The organism is Burkholderia sp. BCC1047, from assembly GCF_902833155.1.
In the GTDB taxonomy this organism is placed as follows: Bacteria; Pseudomonadota; Gammaproteobacteria; order Burkholderiales; family Burkholderiaceae; genus Burkholderia; species Burkholderia sola.
Genome location: NZ_CADFEH010000007.1, coordinates 79,818 through 96,822, shown reverse-complemented (window position 1 = coordinate 96,822; position 17,005 = coordinate 79,818). Strand labels below are relative to the sequence as shown.

Annotated in this window: 16 protein-coding genes; 2 read left to right on the top strand and 14 right to left on the bottom strand. The window is 66.1% G+C overall.

Annotated elements, in window-relative coordinates; genetic code table 11:
• Positions 1–35: 35 nt before the first annotated feature.
• The 10 genes from hflX to ndk all read right to left on the bottom strand — a co-directional run bounded on the left by hflX (position 36) and on the right by ndk (position 10,700).
• Entirely contained in the window at positions 36–1,208 is a 1,173-nt protein-coding gene (gene hflX / locus HWX55_RS10235) for a GTPase HflX (protein ID WP_175975584.1), read from the bottom strand.
• Between the two features lie 72 nt (positions 1,209–1,280).
• Positions 1,281–1,520, bottom strand: coding sequence for an RNA chaperone Hfq (gene hfq, locus HWX55_RS10230; protein WP_006399927.1), 240 nt, complete (start codon positions 1,518–1,520; stop codon positions 1,281–1,283).
• A gap of 141 nt (positions 1,521–1,661) precedes the next feature.
• Positions 1,662–2,999, bottom strand: a complete 1,338-nt coding sequence (gene der, locus HWX55_RS10225) for a ribosome biogenesis GTPase Der (RefSeq protein WP_050013191.1) — start codon at positions 2,997–2,999, stop codon at positions 1,662–1,664.
• Between the two features lie 247 nt (positions 3,000–3,246).
• Positions 3,247–4,392 (bottom strand): outer membrane protein assembly factor BamB, encoded by a 1,146-nt coding sequence (bamB, locus tag HWX55_RS10220; protein WP_175975500.1) that lies wholly within the window; start codon positions 4,390–4,392, stop codon positions 3,247–3,249.
• Between the two features lie 41 nt (positions 4,393–4,433).
• A complete protein-coding gene (locus tag HWX55_RS10215; RefSeq protein WP_006478678.1) occupies positions 4,434–5,063 on the bottom strand; it encodes a tetratricopeptide repeat protein in 630 nt (209 codons plus the stop codon).
• A 58-nt stretch (positions 5,064–5,121) separates the two neighbouring features.
• The gene (gene hisS, locus HWX55_RS10210; RefSeq protein ID WP_175975499.1) at positions 5,122–6,462 is read right to left on the bottom strand and encodes a histidine--tRNA ligase; all 1,341 of its coding nucleotides are present in this window, start codon (positions 6,460–6,462) and stop codon (positions 5,122–5,124) included.
• 20 nt (positions 6,463–6,482) lie between these two features.
• A complete protein-coding gene (gene ispG, locus HWX55_RS10205; protein WP_027806072.1) occupies positions 6,483–7,787 on the bottom strand; it encodes a flavodoxin-dependent (E)-4-hydroxy-3-methylbut-2-enyl-diphosphate synthase in 1,305 nt (434 codons plus the stop codon).
• A gap of 112 nt (positions 7,788–7,899) precedes the next feature.
• Entirely contained in the window at positions 7,900–8,916 is a 1,017-nt protein-coding gene (locus tag HWX55_RS10200; protein ID WP_175975498.1) for a helix-turn-helix domain-containing protein, read from the bottom strand.
• Positions 8,917–9,079: 163 nt separating this feature from the next.
• Positions 9,080–10,219 (bottom strand): 23S rRNA (adenine(2503)-C(2))-methyltransferase RlmN, encoded by a 1,140-nt coding sequence (gene rlmN, locus HWX55_RS10195; RefSeq protein WP_027784585.1) that lies wholly within the window; start codon positions 10,217–10,219, stop codon positions 9,080–9,082.
• Positions 10,220–10,274: 55 nt separating this feature from the next.
• Entirely contained in the window at positions 10,275–10,700 is a 426-nt protein-coding gene (ndk, locus tag HWX55_RS10190; RefSeq protein ID WP_006478674.1) for a nucleoside-diphosphate kinase, read from the bottom strand.
• 249 nt (positions 10,701–10,949) lie between these two features.
• On the opposite strand from ndk, the gene HWX55_RS10185 reads away from it, so the two are divergent.
• Positions 10,950–11,648 (top strand): Bax inhibitor-1/YccA family protein, encoded by a 699-nt coding sequence (locus HWX55_RS10185; RefSeq protein WP_006484459.1) that lies wholly within the window; start codon positions 10,950–10,952, stop codon positions 11,646–11,648.
• 62 nt (positions 11,649–11,710) lie between these two features.
• Here the strand turns inward: HWX55_RS10185 and rlmD are convergent, their stop codons facing one another.
• Positions 11,711–13,015 carry a 23S rRNA (uracil(1939)-C(5))-methyltransferase RlmD gene (gene rlmD, locus HWX55_RS10180; RefSeq protein WP_245170362.1) on the bottom strand — a complete coding sequence of 435 codons (1,305 nt, stop codon included), beginning with the start codon at positions 13,013–13,015 and terminating at the stop codon, positions 11,711–11,713.
• Between the two features lie 335 nt (positions 13,016–13,350).
• Here rlmD and HWX55_RS10175 point away from each other — a divergent pair, with 335 nt between their 5' ends.
• Positions 13,351–14,205 (top strand): endonuclease/exonuclease/phosphatase family protein, encoded by an 855-nt coding sequence (locus HWX55_RS10175; RefSeq protein WP_175975497.1) that lies wholly within the window; start codon positions 13,351–13,353, stop codon positions 14,203–14,205.
• 30 nt (positions 14,206–14,235) lie between these two features.
• On the opposite strand, the gene HWX55_RS10170 is transcribed toward HWX55_RS10175, so the two are convergent.
• The 3 genes from HWX55_RS10170 to HWX55_RS10160 are packed head-to-tail and all read right to left on the bottom strand — an operon-like array spanning position 14,236 to position 17,003.
• Positions 14,236–15,012, bottom strand: a complete 777-nt coding sequence (locus HWX55_RS10170) for a 3'-5' exonuclease (protein WP_050013198.1) — start codon at positions 15,010–15,012, stop codon at positions 14,236–14,238.
• Between the two features lie 3 nt (positions 15,013–15,015).
• A complete protein-coding gene (gene rpoS, locus HWX55_RS10165; protein ID WP_175975496.1) occupies positions 15,016–16,104 on the bottom strand; it encodes an RNA polymerase sigma factor RpoS in 1,089 nt (362 codons plus the stop codon).
• A gap of 11 nt (positions 16,105–16,115) precedes the next feature.
• On the bottom strand, positions 16,116–17,003 hold the full coding sequence (locus HWX55_RS10160) for a peptidoglycan DD-metalloendopeptidase family protein (protein WP_175769138.1): 888 nt from the start codon (positions 17,001–17,003) through the stop codon (positions 16,116–16,118).
• Positions 17,004–17,005: the final 2 nt, after the last annotated feature.

Below are 17,005 nucleotides of genomic sequence, written 5' to 3'. Positions count from 1 at the left end.
ACCAGATTGGACGCCGGCGAACCGGCCGGGACCGGTTAGCGCCCGTGTTCGGAAATCGTGTGGTCTTCGTGCGGTTCAGCGGACGTGCCATCGAGCGCGTCGGACAACGTCGCGCTGGAGAGATGTTCCGCGGAGGCGATTTCGGCGATGGCGGCACGCAACGTATCGAGACCCTGACCGGTGCGCGCGCTCAAAAAGACGCGCGAAATATTACCATACTCGTCCCGCTCGACCGCGTCGCCGCGGGCCGCCAGCTCGGGCACGGCGTCGATCTTGTTGAACACCAGCACCTGGCGGATCGTGTCCGCGCCGATCTCGTGCAGCACGCCGTTGACCTGCTCGATCTGCTCGAGTCGGACCGCGCTCGACGCATCGACCACATGCAGCAGCAGATCTGCGTGGATCGTTTCCTCGAGGGTCGCGCGGAACGCCGCGACGAGCTGGTGAGGCAGCTCGCGAATGAACCCGACCGTATCGGACACGACGATCTGGCCGACCTCGTCGCCGAGGTACACGCGCCGCGACGTCGTATCGAGCGTCGCGAACAACTGGTCGGCCGCATACGCCTGTGCTTTCGTCAGCGCATTGAACAGCGTCGACTTGCCCGCGTTCGTATAGCCGACGAGCGACACCGACATCGTGCCGCTGCGCGCGCGCTGCCGGCGCTGCGTGCTGTGCTGGCGGCGCAGCCGGTCGAGCCGCGACTTCAGCATCTTGATGCGTTCGCCGATCAGCCGGCGGTCGGTTTCGAGCTGGGTTTCGCCGGGGCCGCGCAGGCCGATACCGCCCTTTTGCCGCTCGAGGTGGGTCCACGCGCGAATGAGCCGGGTCGACAGATATTGAAGCTGCGCGAGCTCGACCTGCAGCTTGCCTTCGTGGCTGCGGGCGCGCTGCGCGAAGATGTCGAGGATGAGGCTCGTGCGATCGACCACGCGCCTGTTAAGCGCCTGCTCCAGATTACGTTGCTGGGCGGGCGCCAACGCGTGGTTGAAGATGACGATTTCGACGTTGTGCGCGTCGCAGGCAAGCCGCAGTTCTTCGGCTTTGCCGCTGCCGATGAACATCTTGGCATCGGGACTGGCGCGACGACCCGTGAGGGTGACGGCGGGACGGGCCCCCGCACTGGAGGCGAGAAGACTGAGTTCTTCGAGACTGGCTTCGAAATCGGTCTTGCCGAAATCGATGCCGACGAGCGCTGCGTTGATCAAATTATCGGGTGTCAAGATAAGGCGGCTGGCATCGGTCGCTCGCGGCGACCGGATGCCGGCCGCTGCGATAGGTTAGGACGAGGCTTCCGCGTCCGGGTGGAAATTCACCGGACGCGCCGGCACGACCGTCGAGATGGCGTGCTTGTAAACCATCTGGGTCACCGTATTACGGAGCAACACGACGTACTGGTCGAACGATTCAATGTTCCCTTGAAGCTTGATGCCGTTGACGAGGTAGATCGAAACGGGAACGTGCTCTTTGCGCAGTGCGTTCAAAAACGGGTCTTGTAACAATTGCCCTTTGTTGCTCATGGCGTACTCCATCTTTTTTTGCAGGTTGATCTGGATTGGCGGCGAAGAAAAAGAGATCCGGCGCCAATCGCTACACTATAGCTGATTTTGCCTGCCCCGCCCGGCCACTGGCCATGCGGCCGATGCCTTGCGGGGCGTGCTTCAGCCCTTGTCCGCGTACGGGTTGTTCGACGAACGGAACTCTATGCGCAATGGAGTCCCGGTCAGCGAGAAAGTTTCGCGGAATCGGTTTTCGAGGTAACGCTTGTAGGTTTCCGTCACCGCGTCGAGCGCGTTGCCGTGGATCACGATGATCGGCGGATTCTGGCCGCCCTGGTGCGCATAGCGCAGCTTCGGACGCACCGGGCCGCGACGGCGCGGCTGCTGGAATTCGACGGCGTCGATCAGCGCGCGCGTGAGCTTCGGCGTCGGCAGCTTCGCCATCGCCGCCGCGTACGCGTCGTCGACCGAGCGCATCAGCGTGCCGATACCCGTCTTCTTCGCGGCCGAAATGAAGTGCGACTTCGCGAAGTCGAGGAATTTCAGCTTGCGGGTCAAATCCGCTTTCGCACGGTCGCGCGCGTGATCGTCGAGGCCGTCCCACTTGTTGACGCCGATCACGAGCGCGCGGCCCTGCTCGACGACGAAGCCGGCGATGTGCGCGTCCTGGTCGGAAATGTCCTGCTGCGCATCCAGCAGAAGAATGACGACGTTCGCGTCGGAGATCGACTGCAGCGTCTTCACGACCGAGAACTTCTCGATCGCCTCGAACACCTTGCCGCGGCGTCGCAGGCCGGCCGTGTCGATCAGCGTGTATTTCTTGCCGTTACGCTCGAAGTCGACGTAGATCGAGTCGCGCGTCGTGCCCGGCATGTCGAACGCGATCACGCGGTCCTCGCCGATCAGCGCGTTGACGAGCGTCGACTTGCCGACGTTCGGGCGGCCGACGATCGCGATCTTGATGCCGCGCGACGGATCGTCCTCGTCCGCTTCCTCGGGCTGGCCCGCATACGCGACTTCCAGCGCCTCGTTGATCATGTCGGTCACGCCGTCGCCGTGCGCGGCCGAGATCGCGCGCGGGTCGCCGAGCCCGAGCTCGTAGAAGTCCGTCGCGACCGCCGTGTACTTCATCCCCTCGGCCTTGTTGACGACGAGGAAGATCGGCCGGCCGGTCTTGCGCAGGTAGTCGGCGATCGACTTGTCCTGCGGCGCGAGTCCGTTACGGCCGTCGACGATGAACACGACGACGTCGGCTTCCTCGACGGCCTGCCGCGTCTGGCGCGCCATTTCGTGCAGGATGCCGTCCTTCGCGACGGGCTCGAAGCCGCCGGTATCGACGACCAGGTACGGTCGTTCGCCGACGCGCCCTTCGCCGTAATGGCGATCGCGCGTGAGGCCCGGCAAGTCGGCGACCAGCGCATCGCGCGAGCGCGTGAGCCGGTTGAACAGCGTGGATTTCCCCACATTGGGGCGCCCAACGAGGGCAATGACCGGTTTCATCTGTGTTTTCTACGGTGATGCGCAGCAGCGGGAGGCCCGCTGCTGCGGGCGGCTGCGCTGAATGAAAATATCACGAATTCGCGCCGCGCCGGATGCGCGCGCCCGGCGCGCGTTGCGCGCCGTCGTCTTTCGTCTCGAACTGCCTTTCAAATACCGAGCGGCCGGGAACGCCGGCCGCCTTCAAGTCGCGCGGCCGCGGCGTGCGGGACCTGCCCGCCGCGCCACGGCCGCATCGGTTTCCTGCGCGTCAGCGCGGGCGGAACCCGTACAGGCCGCCGTCCTTCGTCTGCACGACGAGCGTATTGCCCGCGAGGACCGGCGCCGCCGTGATCGCGCTGCCGTCGGTCTTCATCCGCGCGATGAAGCTGCCGTCTTCGCGCGACAGGAAGTGCACGAAGCCCTGGTAATCGCCCATCACGACCGCGTGCCCGAGCAGGTACGGCACGCCGACGTCACGGCTCTTCAGCTTGTCGTTGCGCCAGAGCTGGTTGCCCGTGGCCGCGTCGTACGCGGTGACGACCGACCAGTCGTCGCCGCCGGCGACCACCGAATCGTCCTGCGCGAGGCCGCTGCGGCTTGAGAACGGCTTTTCCCACAGCGGCCGGCCCGAGTTCGCATCGAAGCAGCCGAGCTGACCCTGGAACGTCACCGCGCAGGCTTGCGCGCCCACGAGCGTCGGCGGACCGCTGACGTCGTTGATGCGCTCGACTTCGGTCACGCCCTTCGGGAACGACACCGGGGTCTGCCAGAACGGCTCGCCCGTCTGCAGGTTGATCGCGACCAGACCGCCGCCCGGGAAGCCCGCGAGCACGGCCGCGTCGCCCGCGAACGTCATGCCGGCCGACACGCGCAGGTTCAGCGGCACCGCACGGTTGCGGTAGTTCCACTTCTGCTCGCCCGTCTGCGCGTTGAACGCGATCACCTGGCCGTCGATCGTGCGGACGACCACGAGGCCGTTGCCGACGAGCGGCGGCGAGAAGATCTCGCCCTGCACGCTGGTCTTCCACAGCTGCTTGCCGTCCGGGCCCAGCACGAACACGCCGCCCTTCAGCGCACCGACCGCGGTGAGGTTGCCGTCGCTGCCGACACCGGCCGACAGGTCGGAACCGACCTTCGAGCGCCACAGCGTCTGGCCCGTCTTCGCGTCGATCTTCTCGACCGAACCGTTTTCGCCCGCCGCATAGATGGCGTCGCCCACGGCCACCGGCGAGAACAGGTAGCGTCCGCCCTTGCCGACGCTCGCCTTCCAGACCTGTTGCACGTCCATGACGGGCTTGAACTCGGTGAGCGGCGTCGGCACGCGGCGCGCGTCCTTCGACGACGAGCAAGCCGCCAAAGCGAGGACAGCCGCCGCGCAGGCAACGGGCACAGCGTAACGTTTCAGCAAATTCATCGGTTAGCGAAGCAGAGTTAAGAGGTTGAGGGGACCGGGATTCAGCCGCCGAGCGCGTCCAGCTTGAACTGCACGAGCTGGCGCGCGGACTGGTCGTCCTTCGACAGGCCGTCGAGCGCGAGCTTGTAAGCCGCGCGCGCATCGTCGGTCTTGCCTTGCGCGGCAAGCAGATCGCCGCGACGATCGGCCACGAGGCCCTTGAATGCATCGACCGGCGTGCCCGACAGCAACGCGAGGCCCGCATCGTACGCCTTCTCGTCGAGCAGCAGCGACGCGAGACGCAGCTTCGCGATCTGCTTGTACTCGTCGTCCTTGGCGTGATCGACGGCCCATTGCAGCTGCGCCTTCGCGCCTGCCGCGTCGCCGGCCGCGTACAGCGTCTTCGCGGCCGCGAGCGCCGTCATCTGCGCATACGGCGTGCTGCCGAACTTGTCTTCCATGTCGGCGGCCGCGCGGGCCATCGTCGCCTTGTCGTTCGCGGCGGCGGCCTTCTGGACCTGCTCGTACAGCCCGGACGCCTCGGCAGCCTGACGGCGCTGCCAGTAGTTCCAGCCGTTGAAACCGGCCGCGACGACGAGCGCCGCGAGCACGATCCACGTGGTGAGGTTGCCCCAGCGGGCCCACCACGCCTTGAGACTTTCAATCGATTCTTGTTCGTCGTGATAACTCATCGGCGAGCGATTCCTTCTTCCTGTTCAGGCTTTTCTTGTCGAGCGGATGCCAGCGCGATCAGTCGTCGCCGTCTTCGGCGGATGCAACCATCGCATTGATTAGGAATTCGGTCAAGCTTTCGACCGGTACGGTCTGCTGAACGTTCTTTTCCCCTTCCGCACCCGCGCCGCGCAACGCTTTCACGCCCACCGTGCCGTTCGCGACCTCTTCTTCGCCGAAGATCACCGCGAACGCGGCGCCGCTCGCATCGGCCCGCTTCATCTGCGACTTGAAGCTCGCCGGCGCGCCGTCGGCGCTGCAGTGGAAGATCACGTCGAGGCCCGTGTCGCGCAGGCGCTCGGCCGCGATGAACGCCTGTTCGCGCGCGGTCTCGCCCTGGTGCACGACGTACACGTCGACGCCTTCCTGCTCGGGCGTCAGATCTTCTTCCTTCAGCAGTTCGAGGATGCGCTCGATGCCCATCGCCCAGCCGCACGCGGCGGTCGGCTTGCCGCCGAGCTGCTCGATCAGCGGATCGTAGCGGCCGCCGGCCGCGACCGTGCCCTGCGCGCCGAGCTTGTCGGTGACCCACTCGAACACGGTCAGGTTGTAGTAATCGAGGCCGCGCACGAGACGCGGATTGATCTTGAACGGAATGTTATTCGCGAGCAGCAGGCGCTGCAGCCCCTCGAAGTGCGCGCGCGATTCGTCGCCGAGGAAGTCGATCAGCTTCGGCGCGTTCTGCGCGATGTCCTGCAGCGCGGGATTCTTCGTGTCGAGCACGCGCAGCGGGTTCGTATACAGGCGGCGCTTCGCGTCCTCGTCGAGCACGTCGGCGAACTGCTCGAGGTACTTGATCAGCTCGACGCGGTGCGCGGCGCGCTCCTCGGCGAGGCCGAGCGAGTTGATCTCGAGCTTGATGCCGGTCAGGCCGAGGTCGTCCCACAGGCGCTGGCACATCATGATGATCTCGGCATCCGCATCGGGACCCGCGAAGCCGAGCGCCTCGACGCCCACCTGGTGGAACTGGCGATAGCGGCCGCGCTGCGGACGCTCGTGACGGAACATCGGGCCGATGTACCACAGGCGCTTCGGGCCGTCGTACAGCATGTTGTGCTCGATCGACGCACGCACGACGGCCGCGGTGTTTTCCGGACGCATCGTCAGGTTCTCGCCGTTCAGCGCGTCGGTGAAGCTGTACATCTCCTTCTCGACGATGTCCGTGACTTCGCCGATGCCGCGGGTGAACAGCTGCGTGTGTTCGACGATCGGCGTGCGGATGTTCTGGTAGCCGTACGCGCGCAGCAGCGATTTCACGGTAGCTTCGAAGAATTCCCACAGGCCGGCATCCTGCGGAAGGATGTCGTTCATGCCTTTGACGCCGGTGAGCTTCTCGATCTTGCGTTTCTGTTCAGTCATCGTTCGTGTGTGTGGACGAATTAGTTCAGGGCCTCGGTGCGGCCGTAATTGCGTGCGACGTAGTCGCTGACGATCTGCTGGAATTCCTCGGCGATCCGCTCGCCGCGCAGCGTCTTGACCTTCTCGCCGTCGATGAAGACGGGCGCGGCCGGGTTCTCGCCCGAACCCGGCAGGCTGATGCCGATGTTCGCGTGCTTCGATTCGCCCGGGCCGTTGACGATGCAACCCATCACCGCGACGTTCATCTTCTCGACGCCCGGATATTCCTTGCGCCACGCCGGCATCTGTTCGCGCAGATACGTCTGGATCTGCATCGCGAGTTCCTGGAACAGCGTGCTCGTCGTGCGGCCGCAGCCCGGGCACGCGATCACCATCGGCGCGAACGAGCGCAGGCCCATCGTCTGCAGGATTTCCTGGCCGACGATCACCTCGCCCGTGCGCGACGCGCCCGGTTCCGGCGTCAGCGAGATGCGGATCGTGTCGCCGATCCCTTCCTGCAGCAGCACGCCAAGCGCCGCCGTCGACGCGACGATGCCCTTCGAGCCCATGCCGGCCTCGGTCAGCCCGAGGTGCAGCGCGAAGCCGCAGCGGCGGCCGAGTTCGCGATACACGGCGATCAGGTCCTGCACGCCGCTGACCTTGCACGACAGCACGATGCGGTCGCGGCCGAGGCCGAGCTCGACCGCGCGTTCGGCAGAGCCGATCGCCGACTGGATCAGCGCCTCGTACATCACGCTCTGCGCGTCCCACGGCTGCGCACGCGCGCCGTTCTCGTCCATCATGCGCGCGAGCAGGTCCTGGTCGAGACTGCCCCAGTTCACGCCGATCCGCACCGGCTTGTCGTACTTCGCCGCGGCCTCGATCATCTGCGCGAACTGCGTGTCGCGCTTCGCGCCCTGACCGACGTTACCGGGGTTGATCCGGTACTTCGACAGCGACTCCGCGCAGCCCGGGTAGTCGCGCAGCAGCAGGTGGCCGTTGTAGTGGAAATCGCCGACGAGCGGCACGGTCACGCCCATCCGGTCGAGCTGCTCGCGAATCGCCGGCACGGCGGCCGCGGCTTCGGGCGTGTTGACCGTGATGCGCACCAGTTCGGAGCCCGCGTTCGCGAGTTCCTTGATCTGGATCGCTGTGCCGATCGCATCGGCCGTGTCGGTATTCGTCATCGACTGCACGCGCACCGGCGCGTCGCCGCCGATCGTCACGAGTTGCCCGCCCCAGCGGACATCCACCGCATGCGATACGCGGCGCGGCTGATGCCCGCCGAACACCGGCTCGGTTGAACAAATCTGACTGCTGCGTGGGGATTGAGCTTCGGATTGCATCGATAGATCCATTTACGCGGAATGCGCCGCGACGCGGCGCATGAATTGAAAAAGCGCCGTGCCCTCACGGCCTGCCGGTATCGACGGCAAGCCTTCGCCACGGCGCTTGACGTCAGGGCAACGTGAACCGCGCCACGTTACCCCGCGCTGCCGAATATTTTGCCGGATCGACCGGTTTTCCGTCGAACGCAACCGCGTCGAGGCCGGCCTTGTTGCCGATCGTGACCTTGAACGGCCCGTCGCCGGCCACCTGTTTCGTCTCGCCGGCGCGCACGAGCGCCGAGAACAGCTCCTTGCCGTTCTTGTCGCGCACGCTGAACCAGCAATCCTGCTTGACCTTCAGTTCGATCATCGACTGGCCTGCCGCCACCACGACGCTCGCCGGCTGGGCCGGCGCGGCCGTGCTTGCCGCCGCCGTTTCCGCCACGGGCTGCGACGCAGCCGCCGTCGCGACCGGGGCCGCGGGCGCGGGAACGGCCGACGCGATCGCCTGCGCCGGAGCAGCCGATGCAGCAGCCGGGGCCGGAACCTCATTCGCAACCGCCGCCGACGCGCCGTTCGCCGCCGCCTCTTCGGCGGACGACGATGCCGCCGCCGCGCTCGCGGCCGACGCATGTTCGGCGTCGCCGCCCTTGAAGCGCGCGAGCAGGCTCGACGAATCGCCGCCAGTGTGCCACATCAGTACGGCGACCACCGCGACGATGACGATCCCCGTTCCCCACAGCCACGGATGGTGGCGCGACGAGCCGCCCAGCGGAATCGACACGCGGCCGCGCGGCAGATCCGTGCCCGACGACGCAGGCATCGACAGGTCGACTTCCGGCACCCCGCGCTCGCGGCGCAGTGCCTGCGCGAACGGTTCCGGATCGACGCCGAGCATCTTCGCGTAGCTGCGCACGACGCCGAGCGCGAACGTCACGCCGGGCAAATGGCTGATGTCGCCGGCCTCGAGCGCCCGGAGCTTTTGCGGTGCGACCTTGAGTCGCGCCGACACGTCGTCGACCGACCAGCCCTTCGTCTCCCGAAGCTGCGCCAGGCGGCTGCCGACCGCGACCAGCGTTTCCAGTCCCGCCGGTGCCGGCTTCGCGGCATTCGTCTCTGCGCCGTTAGACGGCTGCGGCTCACTCATCCTTGTCCTCGCGTCGATTCTTCTTCACTGGCGGCTGCCGCCGGCTCCTGCCGGCCGGCACCCGCTACGGTTCATACCATGCGCGGCGCCGAGGCGCCGCGACCGATCGCTATTCGCGTGTTGCACCGCCAAAGGGTTCGGGCACCCCGGCCAGGTGCCCCCGTCAAACTGCCCGAACTTCGATGATTTTTCCTGCTGCGCCCGTCCGCTCCGCGAGGCGCGTGCGATCCTTCACCGCGCCGGCCAGCTGCCCGCACGCGGCATCGATGTCGTCGCCGCGCGTCTTGCGCACGGTCGTGACGACACCCGCGTCGATGAGGACCTGCGCGAAGCGCTTGATCTGCTCCGGCTTCGAGCGGATGAGGCCCGACTCCGGAAACGGATTGAACGGGATCAGGTTGAACTTGCACGGCACGTCGCGCGTGACGGCCAGCAGTTCGCGCGCATGCGCTTCGGTGTCGTTGACGCCGTCGAGCATGCAGTATTCGAATGTAATGAAATCGCGCGGCGCGACTTTCAGATAACGCTGGCACGCGGCCATCAGCTCGCGCAGCGGATACTTCTTGTTGAGCGGCACCAGCTCGTCGCGCAGCGCATCGTTCGGCGCGTGCAGCGAAACGGCCAGCGCGACCGGCAACTCGGCGCCGAGGCGGTCCATCATCGGCACCACGCCGGACGTCGACAGCGTGACGCGACGGCGCGACAGGCCGTATGCGTTGTCGTCGAGCATCAGCCGCATCGCGGGTACGACCGCGCTGTAATTCAGCAGCGGCTCGCCCATGCCCATCATCACCACGTTGGTGACGACCCGTTCGGCCTTGCCGTTCGGTCCGGGCGCGCGGCCCAGCGACGCTCGCAATGCAAATTCGGCCATCCGGAGCTGGCCGATGATTTCGGCTGTCGACAGGTTGCGGGAGAAGCCCTGCTTGCCCGTCGAACAGAAGCGGCAGTTCACCGCGCACCCGGCCTGCGACGACACGCACAGCGTGCCGCGCGTCTCTTCCGGGATGAACACGGTTTCGACCGCATTGCCGTTTCCGACGTCGATCAGCCACTTGCGCGTGCCGTCGGCGGAAACGTGATCGCTGGCGATGTCCGGCATCACGATCGATGCGCGGCCCTTGAGTTTTTCCCTCAGGGACTTCGCGAGATCGGTCATGCCGTCGAAATCGCCGGCGTTGTATTGGTGGATCCAGCGCTGCAACTGCTTGGCGCGGAACGGCTTCTCGCCCAGGCTGCCGCAGTACGCGACAAGACCCTCGGCGTCGAAGTCGAGAAGATTGACGGAAGTTTCGCTCGTCATGATGTGCTGCCTTGCCGCGTGCGCTGAATCCTGCCTACTTGCTGTCAGCCAGGGCTTAACGCGAGTAAACGTTCATTTCCGGGAAGAAGAACGCGATTTCGACCGCTGCCGTTTCCGCAGCGTCCGAGCCGTGCACGGCGTTCGCGTCGATGCTGTCGGCGAAGTCGGCGCGGATCGTGCCCTTTTCCGCCTTCTTCGGATCCGTCGCGCCCATCAGGTCGCGGTTCTTCAGGATCGCGCCTTCGCCTTCCAGAACCTGGATCATCACCGGGCCCGAGATCATGAAATCGACGAGATCCTTGAAGAACGGACGCGCTGCGTGAACTGCGTAGAACTTCTCTGCGTCAGCACGCGACAGGTGCGCCATGCGCGATGCGACGATCTTCAGGCCGGCGCCTTCGAAACGGCTATAGATCTGGCCGATCACGTTCTTTGCCACCGCATCCGGCTTGATGATCGACAGGGTGCGCTCGATTGCCATAAAAACTCCAAAAAATTAAGAAGTTACAGGTTCAAATGAATCCGCTATTGTAGCACGATCCCGTGTATCATTGCGATTGAACCCTTACACGCATGAAAGGTTCAGAATCCGTATGTTTTGTTCCGCCGGGCCATTGAAACCTCCGGGCACGGAACGTATCTTAGCCATAGCTGCCCCGGTTTGCTGCGCCGCACATCGCGCGCGCCGAACCGGCCCCGGACGCCCACGCGTTCAATGTTAGGAGAAACCATGAACGACTATCCGTACAATTTCGGCCGCGGCGGTTCCGTCAGCACCGCCGAGGTTCGCAACCGCGTGCTGCGGAACACGTACTGGCTGCTCGCGCTGTCGATGGTGCCGACCGTGCTGGGCGCCTGGGTCGGCGTCGCGACGGGCTTCTCGCTGTTCGCGGCCACGAGCCCGATGATGAGCCTGCTCGCGTTCTTCGCGATCGCGTTCGGCTTCATGTTCGCGATCGAGCGGACCAAGAACAGCGCGGCCGGCGTGTTCGTGCTGCTCGGCTTCACGTTCTTCATGGGCCTGATGCTGTCGCGGCTGCTGAGCTTCATCCTCGGCTTCTCGAACGGCCCGTCGCTGATCATGCTCGCGTTCGGCGGCACCGGCATCATCTTCGCCACGATGGCGACGATCGCCACCGTCAGCAAGCGCGACTTTTCCGGGCTCGGCAAGTGGCTGTTCATGGGCGTGATCGTGATCCTGCTCGCGTCGGTCGCGAACATCTTCCTGCAACTGCCGGCGCTGATGCTCACCGTGTCGGTGCTCGCGATCGCGATCTTCTCGGCCTACATGCTGTTCGACGTCCAGCGCGTCGTGAACGGCGGCGAGACGAACTACATCTCGGCCACGCTCGCGATCTACCTCGACCTGTACAACGTGTTCACGAACCTGCTCGCGCTGCTCGGCATCTTCGGCGGCAACCGCAACTGACGTTCGGCACGCGCCATGAAAAACCGGCCCGCGGGCCGGTTTTTTTACGTCCGCCGCTCGGCTCAGTCGCGCTCGAACAGCGCGATCGATTCGACGTGCGACGTATTCGGGAACATGTTCACGACCCCGGCGCCCTTCAGCCGATAGCCGGCTTCGTGCACGAGCAGCCCCGCATCGCGCGCGAGCGTCGACGGGTTGCACGATACGTAGACGATGCGCTTCGGCAGCGGGCCTTCGCCGCTCTGCGCGATCTCGGCCAGCGCCTTCGACACCGCAAGCGCGCCCTCGCGCGGCGGGTCGATCAGGAACTTGTCGAATGCGCCGAGCGCGCGCAGATCGTCGCCCGTCACCTCGAACAGGTTCCGGCACGCGAACGTCGTGTGGCCGTCGACACCGTTCTCGCGGGCGTTCGCGAGCGCACGCGTGGTCAGCGTGTCGCTGCCCTCGATGCCCATCACTTCGCGCGACAGCCGCGCGAGCGGCAGCGTGAAGTTGCCGATCCCGCAGAACAGGTCGAGCACGCGATCGTCGCGCGACGGCGCGAGCAGACGCAGCGCACGGCCCACCAGCACACGGTTGATCTGGTGATTGACCTGCGTGAAGTCGGTCGGCTTGAATGGCATGCGGATGCCGAATTCCGGCAGCGTGTAATCGAGCGATACGTCGAGCGGGTAGAACGGCGTCACCGTGTCCGGCCCCTTCGGCTGCAGCCAGAACTGCACGTTGTGCTCGTCCGCGAACGCGCGCAGCAGCGCTTCGTCGTCCGCGTTGATCGGCTCCAGCACGCGCAGCACGAGCGCGGTGACGGCCGAGCCGACCGCGAGTTCGATCTGCGGCATCCGGTCGCGAATCGACAGCCCCTCGACGAGCCGGCGCAGCGGCACGAGCATCGCCGACACGTGCGGCGGCAGCACTTCGCAGCTCGTCATGTCGGCCACGTAGCTGCTCTTCTTCTCGTGGAACCCGACCAGCACACCGCCCTTCTTCGCGACGTTGCGCACGGTCAGGCGCGCCCGGTAGCGATAGCCCCACGACGGGCCGTGGATCGGCGCGAACATCGTTTCCGCGCGCAGCTTCGCCAGATGCCACAGATTGTCTTCCAGCACGCGTTGCTTGACCGCCACCTGCGCACGCATGTCGAGATGCTGCATCGAGCAGCCGCCGCAGGTGCCGAAGAATGCGCACTTCGGCTGCGTGCGCATCACGCTCGGGCGCAGAATGTCGACAACCGTCGCCTGCTCGTAGCTGGGCTTGCGGCGATAGCTCGAATAGGTCACGCGCTCGCCCGGCAGCGCGCCTTCGACGAAGATCACCTTGCCCGGCTGACCGTCCTCGGTCATCGTGCGGCCGACACCGCGCGCTTCCATGTCGAGCGATTCGATCTCGAGAACCGGGGCGGGCCCGGGCGCGACGGGCGCGTTTTTCGATTTGCGCGCAGAAGTGGGGACGGCTTCGGACACCTGCTTTTCCTGACAAACGTTGAAGAAGGCGAGATTGTAGACGACGAAGGCTCCCGTCGCGCGCTTTCGTCACGCAAGCGCCGATGCCGATGCCGATGCGCATGGCGCGATGCGTGGCGCGTGGCGCGTGAGCGGCTGACAACCGCGCGCCCGTTGCGCGCCGACCTGCCGCGCGCAATGCGTGCCGCGGCCCCACCGCGGCACGGGTTCTGCTCGCAGCACCGAGCCAAGGAGACTCGACCATGCGATTGATCGACTGGAACATCCAATGGGGTCGGGATGCGGACGGCATCGTCGACCTCCCGCGCACGATCGCCGCCGCCCGGCAGTTGAGCGATTTCGACGTGCTGTGCGTGCAGGAAATCACGCGCGGCTTCGACGCACTGCCCGGCCGGCCAGGGCCGGACCAGTTCGCCGAACTCGCGGCGTTGCTGCCTGGTTATACGATCGTCGACGCCATCGGCGCGGATCTGCCGGCCATCCGGCCAGGTGCACCGCGCCGCCAGTTCGGCAACGCGATCGCGACGCGGCTGCCGGTCGGGCGCGTGCTGCGCCAATCGCTGCCGTGGCCAGCCGACGCCGGCGCGCCGTCGATGCCGCGCGTCGCGCTCGATATCGCGTTGCGGGCGCCTTTCGGGTGGTTGCGCGTGGTCACCACGCATCTGGAGTATTACTCGGCGCGCCAGCGGCTGGCGCAGGTCGATGCGCTACGCGACCGGCATCGCGAAGCCTGCGCGCATGCGGACCATCCCGCTCCCGCCGAAACCGCCGACGGGCCGTTCAGCGCGACCGGACAACCGCGCGATGCGATCGTTTGCGGCGATTTCAACAGTGCATTCGGCGCCGATGCGTACCGCCGCTTCCTGGAGCCGATTGCCGACGCACCAGGTTTCGTCGACGCGTGGGTCGCACGGCATCCCGGTCGTACGCCGCCGCCGACGGCCGGCGTCTACGATACGGTGCAATGGTCGGACGGGCCGCTCGCGTGCGACTTCGTGTTCGTGACCGACACGCTGTTGCCGCGCGTCATCCGCTGCGAGATCGACGGCGACGTACGCGCGTCCGATCACCAGCCGGTGCTGCTCGAACTCGGCTGATCGCGCCGGCTACGGCGCGACCTGCCCGCACTACGCGTCGAAGCCGGCCAGGTATTCGGCCCAGTGCGGCGCCGGCTCCAGCGCGAGCGCGTTCTTCACGAGCAGGATCTCGTCCGCGTACTCGCTCGGCGTCAGGCCACCGCGCATCAACTGGAACCGGCAATACAGCAGGTATGTATTGACGACGTCGGTTTCGCAATAGTTGCGGATTTCGTCGATCCGGCCGTCCCGGAACGCCGGCCACACCTGGCTGCCGTCCATCCCGAGCTTGCCCGGGAAACCGCACAGCTTCGCCAGCGCGTCGAGCGGCGCGTTCGCGCGCGCCTGATACATCGCGAGCACGTCCATCAGGTCGGTATGCCGCGAGTGATAGCGTGCGATGTAGTTGTTCCACTTGAATTCGCGGTCGTCCTCGCCGAGATCCCAGTAGCGGGTGGCGGGAATGCCGTGCACGAGTGCGCGGTAGTGGAGGACCGGCAGATCGAAACCGCCGCCGTTCCACGACACGAGCTGCGGCGTGTATTTCTCGATCACGCGGTAGAACGACTGGATCAACGTCGCTTCGTTGTCCTGCGGCGTCCCGAGCGAGCGCACGCGAAAACCGTTGTTGTCGCGGAACACGCACGAGATCGCCGCGATCCGCTGCAGATGATGCGGCAGGAAATCGCCGCCGGTCTTCTCGCGGCGTGCGGCAAACGCATGTTCGGCCACCGCCGCATCGTCGAGCGTCGCGGGCAGGTCTTCCAGACGGCGAATGCCGTCGACATCGGGAATCGTCTCGATGTCAAAAACAAGAATCGGAGTCATCGGTTACAGAACGGCGTCCTTGCGCACGCCGTTGGAGGCGAAGAACCGCTTGAGGCGCACCAGCGCTTCCTGCTGGATCTGCCGCACGCGCTCGCGCGTGAGCCCCATCTCGTCGGCGAGCTCCTCGAGCGTCGCCGGTTCGATGTGGTTCAGGCCGAAGCGGCGCTCGATCACATGCCGGTGCTTGTCGGACAGCCGCGACAGCCACGCGCGCGTCAGCGTTTCGAGCTCGCGGTGCTGCACTTCGGCGTCGGGCGACTGGCTCTGGTCGTCGGGCAGCAGGTCGAGCAGGCTGCTCGCGGGATCAAGATCGAGCGGCGCGTCGAGCGACGCCGTGTGTTCGTTGAGCGCGAGGATATCGGTGACTTCCTCGGCGGTCTTGCCGGTGAGATAGGCGATGTCGTCGATGCTGGCTTCGCGGCGCTCGGCCGCCTCGCCCGTCGACATCGAGTTCTTTTCGAGATGGCGCTTCGCGCGCAGCACCTGGTTCAGTTCGCGGATCACGTGCACGGGCAGGCGCACCGTGCGGGCCTGGTTCATGATCGCCCGCTCGATGCTCTGCCGGATCCACCACGTCGCGTAGGTCGAGAAGCGGAAACCGCGCGTCGGGTCGAATTTCTCGATCGCGTGCATCAGGCCGAGATTGCCTTCCTCGATCAGGTCGAGCAGCGGCACGCCGCGGTTCAGGTACCCCTTCGCGATACTGACGACGAGACGCAGGTTGCGCTCGATCATCACCTGCCGCGCCTCGAATTCGCCGGCCTTCGCCAGGCGCGAATAGCGCTGCTCTTCCTCGACGGTCAGCAGCGGCTTCACGCTGATGCGGTTCAGGTAATGCTGGATCGTGTCGGCCGTGAGCTCGGCCTGCAGCAGCGTGCGGAAATCGTCGACGTCGGGCGCGGCTTCCTGGCGGCCTTCGCGCTCGTCGTCGCCGCCGTCCGTGTCGGCGTCGCGCGCCTCGAGATCGCGTTCGTTTTCCGCGACGTCGTCCTCGTCGTCCGTCGAAGCACCTGCTCGCCCCACCGATGCTTGCGTGGCACGACTGATCTTCTCAGACTCGGCTTGCGGCTCGTGGCGCTTCGATTTCGGCATGGTCGTCTCGGTTATTGAGGCGGCAAATACTTCAGCGGATCGACAGGCTTACCCTGCCGGCGAACCTCGAAATGCAGCATCACGCGGTCGGCATCGCTGTTACCCATCTCGGCGATCTTCTGCCCCTTCGTTACCGCGTCCCCCTCTTTTACCATCAAAGCGCGATTGTGTGCATACGCCGTGAGGTAAGTTGCATCGTGTTTGATGATAATGAGGTTGCCGTAGCCACGCAGACCGTTGCCGGAGTAAACGACGCGGCCGTCCGCCGCCGCCTTCACGGCCTCGCCAGCCGTCCCGCCGATATTGACACCCTTGTTCTTCGCATCGTCGAACCCGTTCAGCACGGGGCCGCGCGCGGGCCACGCGAACGTCACGGGGCCGCTCGGAGCAGCCGCCGTATCGCTCGACGCGGCTGCCGCGGCAGGCGCCGTCGCGCTCGACGACGACGTACCGGCAGCCGGCGTCGCGGGGCCACTGCTGAGCGGCGCGGTCGCAACGGCGGCGCCTCCGATCGGCGCGGCGACCTGCGTACCCGCGACCGCGGCACCGGCCTGCGGCGACACGCGCAGCAGCTGGTCGACTTCGATCTGATTCGGGTTCGACAGATTGTTCCACGCCGCGATGTCGCGATAGTTCTGCCCGTTCTCGAGTGCGATCCGGTACAGCGTGTCGCCCGGCTTCACCCGGTAGTAACCCGGTGGCGCCGGCGGAAGCGGCGCCGCGGGCTGCGCGGCGGCGGTCGTGCCGAGCGACCCGGAGCGGTCGACGACGGGCGCGTTGTCGAGCCGCGTCGCACAGGCGGCCAGTAGCGTGGAGAACGCAGCCACACAGATCGCGCGCTGAGCGAGCGTGAGCGGTTCCCTGGATCGGTTGTTTTGCATCGCGCGCAACATACTCATCG

Excerpts from the sequence above, each read along its gene's own strand:
- hfq (WP_006399927.1), bottom strand. The coding sequence starts at position 1,520 with ATGAGCAACAAAGGGCAATTGTTACAAGACCCGTTTTTGAACGCACTG.
- der (WP_050013191.1), bottom strand. The coding sequence starts at position 2,999 with ATGAAACCGGTCATTGCCCTCGTTGGGCGCCCCAATGTGGGGAAATCC.
- bamB (WP_175975500.1), bottom strand. The coding sequence starts at position 4,392 with ATGAATTTGCTGAAACGTTACGCTGTGCCCGTTGCCTGCGCGGCGGCT.
- HWX55_RS10215 (WP_006478678.1), bottom strand. The coding sequence starts at position 5,063 with ATGAGTTATCACGACGAACAAGAATCGATTGAAAGTCTCAAGGCGTGG.
- hisS (WP_175975499.1), bottom strand. The coding sequence starts at position 6,462 with ATGACTGAACAGAAACGCAAGATCGAGAAGCTCACCGGCGTCAAAGGC.
- ispG (WP_027806072.1), bottom strand. The coding sequence starts at position 7,787 with ATGCAATCCGAAGCTCAATCCCCACGCAGCAGTCAGATTTGTTCAACC.
- HWX55_RS10200 (WP_175975498.1), bottom strand. The coding sequence starts at position 8,916 with ATGAGTGAGCCGCAGCCGTCTAACGGCGCAGAGACGAATGCCGCGAAG.
- rlmN (WP_027784585.1), bottom strand. The coding sequence starts at position 10,219 with ATGACGAGCGAAACTTCCGTCAATCTTCTCGACTTCGACGCCGAGGGT.
- ndk (WP_006478674.1), bottom strand. The coding sequence starts at position 10,700 with ATGGCAATCGAGCGCACCCTGTCGATCATCAAGCCGGATGCGGTGGCA.
- HWX55_RS10185 (WP_006484459.1), top strand. The coding sequence starts at position 10,950 with ATGAACGACTATCCGTACAATTTCGGCCGCGGCGGTTCCGTCAGCACC.
- rlmD (WP_245170362.1), bottom strand. The coding sequence starts at position 13,015 with ATGGAAGCGCGCGGTGTCGGCCGCACGATGACCGAGGACGGTCAGCCG.
- HWX55_RS10175 (WP_175975497.1), top strand. The coding sequence starts at position 13,351 with ATGCGATTGATCGACTGGAACATCCAATGGGGTCGGGATGCGGACGGC.
- HWX55_RS10170 (WP_050013198.1), bottom strand. The coding sequence starts at position 15,012 with ATGACTCCGATTCTTGTTTTTGACATCGAGACGATTCCCGATGTCGAC.
- rpoS (WP_175975496.1), bottom strand. The coding sequence starts at position 16,104 with ATGCCGAAATCGAAGCGCCACGAGCCGCAAGCCGAGTCTGAGAAGATC.
- HWX55_RS10160 (WP_175769138.1), bottom strand. The coding sequence starts at position 17,003 with ATGAGTATGTTGCGCGCGATGCAAAACAACCGATCCAGGGAACCGCTC.